The following is a 12,677-nucleotide window of genomic DNA, read 5'->3' on the forward strand; positions in this document are numbered from 1 at the left end:
CCCCAAAAACCGAAGCTTTTGCATACCACTTTAAAGCATCCTCTTTTCTTCCTGTATTTGAAAGAGAAATCCCGTAATGAAAATATACTCCTGGCTGACGCGTATATTTAACTGCTTCTGCAAGCTGGTGTACAGCTTCATCCTTTTTGCCTTTTAGGAACAGTATCCATCCCAGAATATCCCTGTACCCTCCTTCTGTTATCTGCATTCTTTCCTGCCACTCTGTCTTGTCAATTTCAGGAGGCACTGCAGTTGTTTTAACTTTTTCAATCAAATCAATTGCTTTTGTAATGTATGCCTGTGCCCGTGAAAGCTGAATTCTGTTTTCAGAAAATGCCCCTGCTATTCCGGCAAGAGTTCTTGCAGCGGAAGGCTCAGCTGCACTCTTGAATAGTTCATCGCCGACCTCTTTCATTTTAACAGTATCATTAACTTCTATTGCAGCAGTTGCAATACCGGATAATGCTGCATTTTTCATTGGAGAAGCAGGAAATGCCTTTATAAATTCCTCAAATTTCCCCATACGCTCAATACTATCCTTTGTTTTCATTGCGTCTTCAAACTGAAGTCTTGCTGCAGCCGAGCCTTTGGGATTTTCCTCAGCCAATTCTTTTTCAATTTCCGAAGCTTTCTTACCCATTCCGATCAGTTTATATGCTTTTAAAGCAAACTTTTTCACTTCCACTGCATTCCCGGTTTTTCCGATTTTCTCTATATCGGTTTCAATCTCCTTACGGACAGTTTCTTTATTCTTACCGCTTTTTAATAAAACTGCATACAATAAAAGCCTGGCTTTATTATTATCGGGGAAAAGGCCAATCTCTTTTTGAAAATCTTTTTCTGCCTGGTTGATGTTCTCCTTTCTTAAACTACCTCCGCCTGCAAATGAGAGTGCCCTCTCCATGAATGCCCCTTCTACAGGCACACCTGCACTGTCGCACAAAACAGCATCCTGATATATACCGTCCTGATTAAGCAACACGGTTTTCCTGATATCTCCCGCAGCAGATAAAATTTCATATCCCCAGAATACCATTTTTACTGTAGTGTCAGTTATTGTAAATTCTGTTTTCCATTTATTACCATCAAAGTGCATCAAAATCTTTTCAGGATTCAAAAGAGAGCCGCTATATAAAATTAAATTGATATCCTTTATCTCACCTGGAGATAAATACTTTTCTGTTTCGTCAATATTTAAAGAAACTTTTAATGGTTCCCCGTACTTAATTTGAAAATGTCCGTCTTTTATCTGAGCAAAAATTTGTGTTCCTGTCAATACCATTCCTGTTGTAACAAACAGAATAGATATTAAAAGCCTATTAAAAAATGCCTTATTCATCAGTAACCTCCCTGTTTAAACAAATTTTTTTTAATAAGTAAAGCCTGAAATTTCACGTAAGACAATACCAAACCTCAGGCCCCTGTCACTGATAATAAATCTGTCAATATTCAGATAATCCATTATGCAGTTCAGGATTACTGTTCCGGCAACAATTACATCCGCCCTGTCAGGATATACTCTAAGAAGTTTTCTTCTTTCATTTAAATCCATTCTTGATAGTATCTTCTGCCACTTTTCTATTTGTATGCGATTAAGCACAGTTCCGGTTACTAAACGCCCGTCATACTTTTCGAGTTCAAGAAATAGTGCAGCGAGAGTTGTTGCAGTTCCTCCCATACAAATAACTGTTTCGGGATTGTTATACTCCGGCTTATCCAGCCCGGATAATTTATCAAATATATATTTTCTCAATTTCCGCATACTTCCGGGTGCAGGGGGGTCATTTTTAAGAAACATCTCTGTAGAACTTACAGCTCCCAAATCAATACTCATGAAATTTGTAATTGATCCATCTTCGCCATTTACAAATTCCGTACTTCCTCCTCCGACATCAATAGTCAGGACTTTTTGCCCGAGCTTATGCCCCCATGTAGCTCCAAGAAATCCGTAAAATGCTTCCTGCTCTTCATTAAGTATTTCAAATGGGATTCCTGTGCTGCCAGAGATACGACGGCTAACCTCTTCTCTATTTAATGCTTTTCTAAAAATATGGGTACCTACAGCTTTTATTTGTTCAATTCCGGAACTCTCTATCTCCTTTTTCCATCCATTTATAATGTTAATAACAATATCGACACCTTCCTTTAATAATTCCCCTCTGCTGCTGAGATATTTGCCAAGTCCTATACTTTTAACCTTCTGCTTCTTCTCGGAAACAGTCCCATCTTTTAATTTTTCGGCAATAAGGTAAAGAACGGAATTTGTACCAATATCTATTATACAAATACGGTTCACTGTTGATTACCCCCGGTTTTATCATATTGAACCGCTTTAAACCATTTGCTTTTACTTATAGTAACATTATCTCCAAAACCCGTAACATTCAGCAGCAGGTTAAAAAACCAGTTTGTTGCCTTTTTTCCCGGAGGCTTTGCAGATTTAATTTTTTTAATATCAAATTCTTCAGCTCTTCCTTCAAGCCATTTTTTTATCTCCTCGTAATTCTCCAAAGATATCTTTTTTAGCAGTACACGTACAATAATTCTATATTCCTCTCCTGAGGATAATGATTTTGTATCAGCTATATTAAAATTTTTAAGAGTGGAACAATTGGTTATGACCTCATCGGAAGTAAAATATTTAGCTTCCGAATTATACTCTTTTATTTCAAATGACTTTTGCCATGAATCGTAACTGATTTTTATTCTTCTGACCTTCTCTTTCTCGATACTATCCGGCCAGTATCTGTTTTTCTTCCACAACTGTACTTTGTATTCGAGAGTTGCAGTCAATCCACTCCTTAGGCCGGCCAGCAATTGTTTATTTATTATATTATCCGAATAAAAATCAAACAATAATGTACTGCTTTCAAATCTGATATTTTCAAATCTGCATCTTATATGCCTGGTGCCGCCGAAGGCATTTAAAAATATAAAAGAAAAAATAATTAAGCAGATTACAGTCTTTTTCATTATAAATCACTCATGAAAAAGGCTGATCCTTGCAGAAAAGAATCAGCCATATCCATTCATTCCAACAATTTGATTATTTTAAAAGAACCATTTTTTTAGTATCAACATAAGGCGCTTTACCATTGACAGGTACTGCCCTGAATTTGTAAAAATATACACCCGCAGAAAGCTTATCGCCATTTATGTTTTCAGCATTCCAGATTATCTGATGGGAGCCTTCTCTCTCAACACCTCTTGCAATTCTTGTGACCTCTTCCCCTCTATTGGAGTATATCACAATATCAACCCTTGCCGGAGCTGTAAGAAAATACCTGATAGTTGTTTCAGGGTTAAACGGATTTGGAAAATTCTGATCAAGCCTGAAATCCTCAGGTAATGAGTTGCTGCTGCCGCAGTCAGGGTCACAGATGCCTGTCATTTTATTTGATGTGTCAAGTCTTACAACAAGGCTGGCATCTGTAAAGTTATCATTTGTTTCCCCTGAATGAGATACAACCTCCAGTACCGGCCCTATTTTGGGTGTAAACCACTCATACGAGATAAAATTTTCCGACACCTCTGCAAGGTTGGCGCCTACTGTTAGATGAAAACTTCTGTGTATCTTCAACCTTACGCACTGAAAGCTTCCCGAAGGTATTGTCAGAGTTCCCGAGCCGTCAACCTCAACATACGAAGAATCAGTTACAAAAAGATCTACATCAACATTTACACCTGGTGCTAATGTTACTCTGATCTGCTTCATATATGCAGCTTTACGAGTCCACAATTTCCCCGTGCTGAGAGGGAATGAATAACGTATCTCGTCAGAATCATAAACTATTGAACCTGCATAAATCGGATTCGCAGTACCCATGCCGATTGAATAAATATTATTGTTATTTAAATACTCAAAACTGTTCAATGAAAAAAGATCTTTTACACCATTATTCAAAAGATAGGGAATGGCAGAAAGGGAAAGAAACTGTTTGCTCTTAACAACCCACTGCGCCCTGGAAAAATCATCAATATAATAAAGAGTATCCTGTGGAGGAATCTGATATAGCTGCTGAAATTTTACAGCCTGCAAATCCTGCGTAAAATTCCAGGTTTGTCCATCCCCGGGATTCCCAATATTTACTGTAATGCTGCCTGTTGTATCTGCACAATATACAGATTCCGTACCGACTGCAGGATATTCGCTTATATTAATTGTAACCTGAGAATAGACAGGTACAATAACTGCTATAATTAAAGCAGTTAGAATAATATTTATCTTTCTGAATCTCATTATTATGCGCCTCCATCTTTATTATAAATATTTTAACAACCATATCGGTAAAAGTCAAGAAAAATAAATCATTCCGCAGTTAATGTCATAATTGTTGATATAAATTTATCACACACAGATTCTGCCTCTTCCTCTGTTGCTGCTTCAGCCATCACTCTTATTATCGGTTCGGTATTAGATTTTCTTACCTGTACCCAGTAATTTTCTTCTTCAATTTTAATGCCGTCAACAAGATTCATCCTTGAACCGGCAAATCTCTCTTTCAATTTATTAAGGATATGATCAGGGTCATTCTGTCCTGTTTCTATCTTCTTTTTAATAATTTTATACTTCGGCACCTTGTTAAACATCTGGGAAACAGATTCATTCTTATCAGCCAATGCCTGAAGCATAACTGCTGCTGCAAGAGGGGCATCTCTTCCGAGATGAATATCCGGCAAAATGAGCCCCCCGTTCCCTTCTCCTCCTGCAACCGCATCAACTTCCATCATCTTTTTTACAACGTGGATTTCACCTACTTTTGTGCGATAAAGCTCAACGCCTGCTTCTCTTGCCACTTGCTCAATTGCACGCGTAGTTGAAATGTTTACAACAACCGGGCCTTTACGTTTACTCAGAATATACCTGGAAGCTAAAACTACTGTATACTCTTCTCCGATGGGATTACCGCGCTCATCAATTACCGCACATCTGTCAACATCAGGATCAACAGCAAAACCAACATCAGCCTTGTTATCTTTTACTTTTTGACAGAGATCGCCAAGATTCTCCGGTACCGGCTCAGGAGTATGTGCGAACCTTCCGGTCGTTTCAACATTAAGAGGATAAACCTTACATCCGAGAGCATCTAAAAGCAGGGGAATAATTGTTCCGCCAGCTCCGTTTACACAATCACAGGCAACTTTAAATCTGCGGCTCCTTATCTTTTCCACATCAATAAAATCAAGATTCAGGATTGCATTAACGTGATCCTCCGTAGCTTTATTATAAGAAGAAACTGTACCAATACTGTCCCATCCTGAGTATCGGATTTCCTGATTATCAATTAAAAATTTGACTCTCGCGCCCTCTTCTTCGTCAAGAAAAATGCCATTTTTGCTTAAAAGTTTAAGAGCATTCCATTCAACCGGATTATGGCTTGCAGTAATTATTATTCCTCCTACTGCATCGGAATTTTTTACTGCAATCTCAACAGTAGGAGTTGAACAAATCCCAAGGTCAACAGGACTGCATCCAACTGCCATTAGGCCGGAAAAAACAGCGTGCTTTACCATCTCACCTGTTACCCTTGAATCACGCCCTACCATTACTCTGCCGCATCCGTAAAACATACCGGCTGCCGCACTGAATTTAACCATTAAATCAGGAGAAAGCCCCTCGCCCACAATTCCTCTGATGCCGGAAATACTGATCATAACAGGTTTTCCCACGTCATTTTCTCCTTTCTATTCTAATTTTATGCTTTCAATTCTCCATTTAAACTATAGGCTCTAATATGAGTTAGAGCCCAGTCTTTATACATCCTTTCACGGCAATATACACCTTTATATACATTCCACGCTAAATAGATATCTACATACTATATTCGAATTGCAGAACCTTGTATCAACTCTTTGCAGACCTTACAAGTCCGGTCAGCATTCTCCCAACTTCCATTGCAGCAAGAAGTATTTCATCATTATCTTTTATATATCCCAGATCCTGAGACAGTATGAGATAATATTTTATTTCTTCAATACCTTCCTGGCTGGCTTTATAATAGTATTCTTTCTCTCTTGGATCCCGCCTCATAAAACCTGCACCTATTTTCACAGGTACAGTTTCAGCTGCACTTCTCATTTTTGAAGCTAATTCATTTCTTTCATCTTTTGGGAACTTTTTCGTCAGCTCATATATCTCCAGGACAAGTTTATGAGCCTTCTGCCAAACATTTAATTGTCTGAAATCTGTAAGTTTTTCTGACACTTATTTCCTCCTCCACTTTTCCTCACAATAACCCGCGAAATGTAAAAACATAACTCCTTACCGGTTCCAAATACCTTTGACGCAAAGTATAATGATAATTACGTAAATTTTTTACATCAAAATTCAATTGAAATTTATAAAATTTATATCCGAATCGCAAATCAATTACGTAAATAGGAACTCTCTCATCAGAATTATAAATATTGACAACTTCTTCTATTCTGCTTGCATATCTGTAATCCATGCCCATGCTGACTTTTTTAATATTCAGATCAAATCCTGCAGTAAACCTGTTACGGGATCTGTAGTTTAAAATCTTGCCTGTTGCAAGATCTTCAGGATCCAGATATGTGTAGCCTATCGTACCTGTAACAACTCTGCCAAATCCCGTCATTTTAACAAGAAGCTCTACACCTCTGTTTCTCGCTCTTCCAATATTTACAAACTGGAATGCCTGTTCATCAGGATTCATTACAACATCAATCATATTTTTATACTGCATCCAGAAAAAAGAAAGGTCCACTATAAATGCAGGTTCTGCATTCTGTAAAAACCACTTTATCGGATTAGGGAAAAACCCTGGTTTTATTGAATTTCTTCGGGGAAGCACAATTGTCTGTCTTATTCCTGTTTCAAAATTCCAGGAGCGTTCAGCCTTATTCAGATCCGGATTCCCCACAACTCTGAAACCTGATGCTGAAGTAGTTGCAAAAACCTCTGCAATAGAAGGTGCGCGGAATCCATGCCCTGCAGAAGCTCTTAAAGATGTAAATTGCCACGGCTTAAAAATTAGCCCGGTACGAGGGCTTATCTGCTGGTCAGTGGATATAGCATCAATAACATGATAATCATATCGTGTTCCAAGGATTGCCCTTATTTTTTTTGATATTGCAATTTCATCTTCAGCGTAAACAGCAGCATCCCATACATACCGGTTGCCGTATATTAAAGATCTGGTCTTATAATAAGTGCCTTCCGCGCCTATTGTCAGAGATTGGATACCATTTACGTAATCAGCCTGGACTTCTGTTCCCATCCTGTCTGTAACAGCATAATCCCTGTTATCATAAAAATAGTTACGCCAGTCACATCTGTACCAATGAGCCTTTGCAGTTAGAGCCCATTTTCTGGAAATCAGATGCCTGTATGTGGCAAATACACTTTCTTTTAAATATTTCACTCTGTTACCAAGCTCTTTTTCCGGTACTTCGAGCGGGCTGTTCTGACTTTTCCATTGCAGAAAATCGCCATGATTGTTGTTTGCCCATTGTGCAGATAACTCAAGTTGCCCCCGTTGCCCTACAGGTGTCTTTGCCTTGAAAAGAGCATTGAATTTAACAAAATCCCCGTTTTCCTGATACCCTGTTGACTGTTTTGTACCTACGGACAAGAGCAATCCCAGTTTTCCTACATGCCTTGTATGTGTAATATTAAGCCCTTTGTATTCCAGAGCGCTTCGTAAATTTATCTTTTCTCCCCTTTTTATCTGCCCTGGCAGAAACCTTTTAGTCCATCTCCACTCCTGATATGCCGGTTCGTCATATATACCCCAGAATGTTTTGTATCTTGTTTCAGGCTGAACAGAGGGTTCTTTTGTAATGATATTAACAACACCTGCCATTGCATTTGATCCATACAGGGCTGATCCTGCCCCTTTCATGATCTCAACCCTCTTCACCTCATCAACAGGGATTAAATCCCAGTTTATACTCCCTGCATCTCCGCTTATCATCGGATGCCCGTCAACAAGCAAAAGTACCCTGCTTCCTGCTGACCAGTTAAAACCTGTAGAGCCTCTGATATCCAACTGTCCGTCAATAATTCTTACACCGGAACTCGTTGAAAGTACTTCATCAATAGATATCGGGTTTCTCTTTATGATGTCGCTTCTTCTCACAACTTCAATGGAAACAGGTGAATTCTCAACATATTTTTTACTCTTTGTTGCAGTTACAATTAAAGGTTCCTGTGGAATGGCTGCCTGCCTTAATTTAAAAACCATATCTTTCTGGCCCGCTTTCCACAACCTTGTTTGATGCTTATACCCTATCATGGATGCTTCTATAACAGCATTTCTCATAGAGACATGTATCCTGAATTCCCCTTTTACATCAGTAGATGCCCCCAAAACCGTGTTCTTGACAATTACGTTAACACCTACAAGTGGTTCGCCTGTTTTTGAATCAACAACCTTTCCTGAAATGGCTGCTTCGGTCTGCAGAGCTGAATGTACAGTTGCTGCAAAAATAAGCATGTTGAATATAATAAGTATCTTGCGGTAGTTCATTATCTCACATCCCTTTTATAAAAAGGTGTATCCGAATCAACATTTTTAAAATCAGCAGTTATATCAATACTACTTATAACACTGCCCTTTGATACATATACAGGCGATGGGATATTACTGGTTCCATTTTCATAATACGCTCCTAACTCTCTTACCCCGAATAGGTACAAAGGGATATCAGGGAACCAAACCACAACTATCCACTCGTAAAAGCCCTCATCAAGCGAAATAAAATAGTCATAACTATCCGAGTATTTCGGTATTGTATCACTGAAAGCTATAAGATTGTTTATAACAAAACCAAGCAGGGAGTCCTGATCCTGAATGCCCTCAGGATATTTGGCAAGCACTGCCACTCTTACCTCTTTTGTAGAATCGGGCCACACTCCTTTAAAATCAATATGGCCTCTTATTCCTGTGGCACCCCCTCCTGATACAACAGGAGAGAGGCCATGTCCGGAATAGCATGTCATTAAAAATAATGATACAACCAATAATGGAAACGAGATAAATAAAATTCTTATTCTTCTATTCATTACTGCTTCTTTTCTTCTTTTTGTTTTTTATTAAATACAGCACCGCCGATAACTCCTCCAAGCATACCGAATACCGAATAAATAACAAGTTTTACTACCAGCTGGAATAAAATAAGCATAGGCCCGATAAAGGATTCCCCTCTCAGAGTATCAAGCATATCTTTTATTTCAGGTGAGATATCCTGCCTTGATTTCAAGACTGATTCCAAAAATGCCATTCCAGGTTTAAAACCAATTGCCAGGAAAAAATAATTTATTAAGGTGGCAAAGAGAGCTCCGAATACCCCGGCAATAAGACCTAAAAGAAGAGCATCTCCCTGAGTCATTTCAGAATCTTTCGGCAGGTCTTTTTTGTAAAGATAGACTGCAAGAAAACCACCACCTAAAACCCACATGCAGCACAGACAATTTCCAGCACTGATAATCGGGAAAGTTGATAAAACAGCGATAACAGCTCCGCCAATCAGAGCGGGAATAAGTTTACTTTGATTTTGATCCATAAGTCACCCCTTTTTTTTTATTTAAATCAAAAATGGCATTAATAAAAAGATTTGCAGCAATAAACCCTGGCAATAGTCCTGTCAATAATCTCATTAGATTAGATGAATTAAAAATGTTAAGATGGGAAAAAATAAATTCCGTCAAAAGAATCGCACCTCCGATTATAAGAAGTTCTCTCAGCCTTGTATTGATTTTTCTTCTTAACAACGGATAAAAAATTATACCTGCAAAAAATCCTGAATAAATCCCCGTGCACCTGGAACAAACGGCCAATTGGACATCATTTATTATAAATGATCTTTCTTCCTGCTGATGACATATATGAGAGAAAAATATAAAAACAACAGCTCCGGCCTTTTTACTTATCAAACTACTTTGAGAAGCAACAGGCGGAACAAAAATTGAAATCCACCATATAAACGTTAAAAACAGAACTACTGTATATATTATTTTTTCTGATCTTATTATTTTATACCGCCCTGTTTTCAAATGAGATACAAAGAATTTCTTACAATTAATATGAAAACTTTCAAGTCAAAAGTCAATATTTTTTTCTTATATCTTTTTATTGCACAAAATCCTAAAACGCGGTCATGTTAAAATAATACTTTATTAAATAGAAAAAGTTATTTACCTTATAGTAGATTTATACTTAAAACAAGAACAATAAATTTTATTTTTCGTATAATTAAAAAGGGATTTTAAAAAAGCTGAAAAAGCAATTCTATGAGCTGGCAATATTTTGGGCCTATAAGCATTGGCACACATATTGCAGTATTCTCTGTAGATTACTTGTTGAATACGAAAGGAATTTAAATCAAGATGGTTAAAACTTTTATCTTAAAATTAAGTGAATTAGATCATTATCTGTGTATCCACATTGCCGGGTGGAACGGCAGAAAATTCCTTGATAGAATCATGTATGCGCTCTCTCATCTTGGATACGGATATCTTTACCCCGCTATAATCGGCTGCACTGCAATGTTTGACCGCAGTAACTCAGGGCCTCTTTTACAGAGCGGTTTTCTTGCATTTTTAATTGAAACCGTTAGCCAGACAATTTTAAAAATCAAGGCAAGAAGGCAGCGGCCGTTTTTAGTACTGCCTCAAATTAAATCTATAATGAAGGCTCCTGATATGTTCAGCTTCCCTTCCGGACATGCTGCCGGTGCATTTGTGATGGCAACAATCTTTTATCACTTTTATCCCTCTTTATCAATCCCCCTTTACGGGACAGCATCTGCAATTGGGTTCTCAAGAGTTTACAATGGGGTTCACTATCCAAGTGATGTGCTTGCAGGGTCTTTTCTCGGTTTTATTTCTGCACGTCTCGGAGTGATGATAGCACTTTAAAAAGATTGTTTCCGGTTATTTTATAATTTAAAAAGCCCCCTTTATTTAAGGAGGCTTTTTTCCAAATATTTTTATCCCCAAATATCTTTCAGCATAACTTCATGCCTGCATTTGGGGCAAAGTACTTTCATTATATCTGTTCTTCTTATCTCTGCATCTTCAAATCTCTCTGCAGGAGATGTTTCAATACCTGCAGGGACCAATACGAGATTAGGATTTCCATAGGCAAGAGTACCGAGCTTTTTGGAAGTCCATTCCAAATGATCTTTTGTTGTAATGATACTGTGACATACTTCACAAATTACAAGTTCTTTTTCAATACTTTCACATGCAAGCTTTCTATCAAAAAGTGCAAGATCAAACTTGCTTGTAAGCTGAATACCTTTACCAGTAATACAATTCTGCTCACAGTTCCCGCAAAAAATGCAGGAATCATACCTCAGTTCAATTTTCCTTAATGGATTTTTAATTGTAACCGGTTCTTCAGGATCAATGACATGAATAGCATTACCGGGGCACACTTCCGCACATGCTCCGCAACCCACACAATACTCATCAAAATATTCCGGTTTTCCTCTGAACCCTTCAAAAGGTATGTGCTGTTCTTTTGGAAATTTTGTCGTATAAGGCTTTGAAAAAAGTGATCTCAATGCCTCACGAAGTTCTCTTAACTTAGGATACTTCATATTATTCCCATATTACAGTCTCGGATTATCGCCTCGATCTTCGGCGTATTGATCAACAACACTCTTTTCCCACAATTTAACTCCAAAAATGTGCGCTCCTCTCGCAATAGCATGAGCACCAACCGGAGATGTTAAAAGTACGAATGGGATACCTATTAATGCTTTTACTCCGAGTCCTGTAAATCCCTTCATAATAAATATTCCAAAAAGTATTCCGCATGTACCAAAAGTCACACATTTAGTCGCAGCCTGAAGCCTGTTATATACATCAGGTAATCTTAATAGACCTAGACAGCCCAGAGCATCAAATGCAACCCCCATACCTATTATGATTTTTCCTACAATTTCATTCCACATAGCATTACTCATCCAATGTTTTATGTGCAAGATACTTTGCAAGCGCAAGAGTTCCAAGGAAACTCAAAAATATCCATGCAAGAGCAACATCAATAATAAAATCTCTTTTTGATATAACCGCCCACAATGCCGTCATTCCAACTGCAAGTGTTCCGATAATGTCAATTGCAACCATCCTGTCAGGTATGGTACGTCCCACAGCAGCTCTTACCAGACATGCAAAACAACAACCTACCAGAATTAAAAAGAAAGTATTCATAGCTCTCTCAATTAAATATCTTTAATAGAATCTTCTCAAATTTCCCAGCTATCTTTTCGCTGGCCCTCTTAATATCAGTGTGCTTAACATTAATGCAATGGATGTACAGAATGTCTCCTTTGATATCCACTGTCAATGTACCGGGTGTAAGCGTAATGGAATTAGATAGAATCGCTTTCCCCATATCAGATTTCAATTTTGTTTTCACTCTTACAATTCCGGGATTGATAGGCATACGAGGATGGAGAACCCTGTACGCAACATCAAAATTTGCCTTTGCCATTTCCCATACAAATACAGGGAGATATACTGCTACCCAGAACCATCTTTCAGGATTTAAAACTTTATTTGTATCTCTGATAAAATTTTCGCCGAAAATAATCCCTGACAATATCGCAATAACAATACCGATTAAAATATGCTGCCAGTCCAAAGACCATGAAAGTCCAATCCAAAGCAAGAATGAAAAGAGTATGAGCAGGATTTTTCTCAC

At 38.0% G+C, this 12,677-nt stretch carries 15 protein-coding genes; 1 reads left to right on the top strand and 14 read right to left on the bottom strand.

Translation table 11 applies throughout. The features are described 5' to 3' along the window. The 10 genes from J7K93_09280 to J7K93_09325 form a co-directional block, all read right to left on the bottom strand. On the bottom strand, window positions 1-1,339 hold a 1,339-nt coding region (locus J7K93_09280; protein ID MCD6117194.1), incomplete at its 3' end, for a hypothetical protein. A gap of 30 nt (window positions 1,340-1,369) precedes the next feature. Continuing rightward, window positions 1,370-2,296 carry a Ppx/GppA family phosphatase gene (locus J7K93_09285; GenBank protein ID MCD6117195.1) on the bottom strand — a complete coding sequence of 309 codons (927 nt, stop codon included), beginning with the start codon at window positions 2,294-2,296 and terminating at the stop codon, window positions 1,370-1,372. Continuing rightward, the gene (locus J7K93_09290; protein MCD6117196.1) at window positions 2,293-2,973 is read right to left on the bottom strand and encodes a DUF4390 domain-containing protein; all 681 of its coding nucleotides are present in this window, start codon (window positions 2,971-2,973) and stop codon (window positions 2,293-2,295) included. Before J7K93_09290 ends, J7K93_09285 begins: the two co-directional genes overlap by 4 nt. 73 nt (window positions 2,974-3,046) lie before the next feature. Continuing rightward, window positions 3,047-4,240, bottom strand: a complete 1,194-nt coding sequence (locus J7K93_09295; GenBank protein MCD6117197.1) for a hypothetical protein — start codon at window positions 4,238-4,240, stop codon at window positions 3,047-3,049. A gap of 68 nt (window positions 4,241-4,308) precedes the next feature. Then, window positions 4,309-5,655, bottom strand: coding sequence for a phosphoglucosamine mutase (gene glmM / locus J7K93_09300; GenBank protein MCD6117198.1), 1,347 nt, complete (start codon window positions 5,653-5,655; stop codon window positions 4,309-4,311). Window positions 5,656-5,845: 190 nt separating this feature from the next. Next, window positions 5,846-6,205 (bottom strand): four helix bundle protein, encoded by a 360-nt coding sequence (locus J7K93_09305; GenBank protein ID MCD6117199.1) that lies wholly within the window; start codon window positions 6,203-6,205, stop codon window positions 5,846-5,848. A gap of 22 nt (window positions 6,206-6,227) precedes the next feature. Continuing rightward, a complete protein-coding gene (locus J7K93_09310) occupies window positions 6,228-8,492 on the bottom strand; it encodes a TonB-dependent receptor (protein ID MCD6117200.1) in 2,265 nt (754 codons plus the stop codon). Beyond that, window positions 8,492-9,028, bottom strand: a complete 537-nt coding sequence (locus J7K93_09315; protein ID MCD6117201.1) for a hypothetical protein — start codon at window positions 9,026-9,028, stop codon at window positions 8,492-8,494. Before J7K93_09315 ends, J7K93_09310 begins: the two co-directional genes overlap by 1 nt. Then, entirely contained in the window at window positions 9,028-9,528 is a 501-nt protein-coding gene (locus tag J7K93_09320; GenBank protein ID MCD6117202.1) for a hypothetical protein, read from the bottom strand. Before J7K93_09320 ends, J7K93_09315 begins: the two co-directional genes overlap by 1 nt. After that, window positions 9,509-9,898, bottom strand: coding sequence for a DUF2085 domain-containing protein (locus tag J7K93_09325; protein MCD6117203.1), 390 nt, complete (start codon window positions 9,896-9,898; stop codon window positions 9,509-9,511). The genes J7K93_09320 and J7K93_09325 overlap by 20 nt, the downstream gene beginning before the upstream one ends. A 453-nt stretch (window positions 9,899-10,351) precedes the next feature. Here J7K93_09325 and J7K93_09330 point away from each other — a divergent pair, with 453 nt between their 5' ends. Further along, complete coding sequence (locus tag J7K93_09330; protein MCD6117204.1) at window positions 10,352-10,882, top strand: phosphatase PAP2 family protein; 531 nt, start codon at window positions 10,352-10,354, stop codon at window positions 10,880-10,882. Between the two features lie 71 nt (window positions 10,883-10,953). On the opposite strand, the gene J7K93_09335 is transcribed toward J7K93_09330, so the two are convergent. From J7K93_09335 to J7K93_09350, 4 genes are read right to left on the bottom strand one after another with little or no spacing between them, the layout of a single operon-like run. After that, window positions 10,954-11,568, bottom strand: coding sequence for a 4Fe-4S dicluster domain-containing protein (locus J7K93_09335; GenBank protein ID MCD6117205.1), 615 nt, complete (start codon window positions 11,566-11,568; stop codon window positions 10,954-10,956). A gap of 12 nt (window positions 11,569-11,580) precedes the next feature. Then, on the bottom strand, window positions 11,581-11,937 hold the full coding sequence (locus J7K93_09340) for a Na+/H+ antiporter subunit G (GenBank protein ID MCD6117206.1): 357 nt from the start codon (window positions 11,935-11,937) through the stop codon (window positions 11,581-11,583). Continuing rightward, a complete protein-coding gene (locus tag J7K93_09345) occupies window positions 11,930-12,184 on the bottom strand; it encodes a cation:proton antiporter (protein ID MCD6117207.1) in 255 nt (84 codons plus the stop codon). The genes J7K93_09340 and J7K93_09345 overlap by 8 nt, the downstream gene beginning before the upstream one ends. 7 nt (window positions 12,185-12,191) lie before the next feature. After that, entirely contained in the window at window positions 12,192-12,677 is a 486-nt protein-coding gene (locus J7K93_09350) for a Na+/H+ antiporter subunit E (GenBank protein MCD6117208.1), read from the bottom strand.

It is taken from the genome of bacterium, from assembly GCA_021158245.1.
In the GTDB taxonomy this organism is placed as follows: domain Bacteria; phylum Zhuqueibacterota; class QNDG01; order QNDG01; family QNDG01; genus QNDG01.

Coding starts and splice junctions, on each gene's coding strand:
- glmM (MCD6117198.1), bottom strand. CDS start 5,655: ATGATCAGTATTTCCGGCATCAGAGGAATTGTGGGCGAGGGGCTTTCT.
- J7K93_09310 (MCD6117200.1), bottom strand. CDS start 8,492: ATGAACTACCGCAAGATACTTATTATATTCAACATGCTTATTTTTGCA.
- J7K93_09320 (MCD6117202.1), bottom strand. CDS start 9,528: ATGGATCAAAATCAAAGTAAACTTATTCCCGCTCTGATTGGCGGAGCT.
- J7K93_09340 (MCD6117206.1), bottom strand. CDS start 11,937: ATGAGTAATGCTATGTGGAATGAAATTGTAGGAAAAATCATAATAGGT.
- J7K93_09330 (MCD6117204.1), top strand. CDS start 10,352: ATGGTTAAAACTTTTATCTTAAAATTAAGTGAATTAGATCATTATCTG.
- J7K93_09315 (MCD6117201.1), bottom strand. CDS start 9,028: ATGAATAGAAGAATAAGAATTTTATTTATCTCGTTTCCATTATTGGTT.
- J7K93_09335 (MCD6117205.1), bottom strand. CDS start 11,568: ATGAAGTATCCTAAGTTAAGAGAACTTCGTGAGGCATTGAGATCACTT.
- J7K93_09345 (MCD6117207.1), bottom strand. CDS start 12,184: ATGAATACTTTCTTTTTAATTCTGGTAGGTTGTTGTTTTGCATGTCTG.
- J7K93_09290 (MCD6117196.1), bottom strand. CDS start 2,973: ATGAAAAAGACTGTAATCTGCTTAATTATTTTTTCTTTTATATTTTTA.
- J7K93_09295 (MCD6117197.1), bottom strand. CDS start 4,240: ATGAGATTCAGAAAGATAAATATTATTCTAACTGCTTTAATTATAGCA.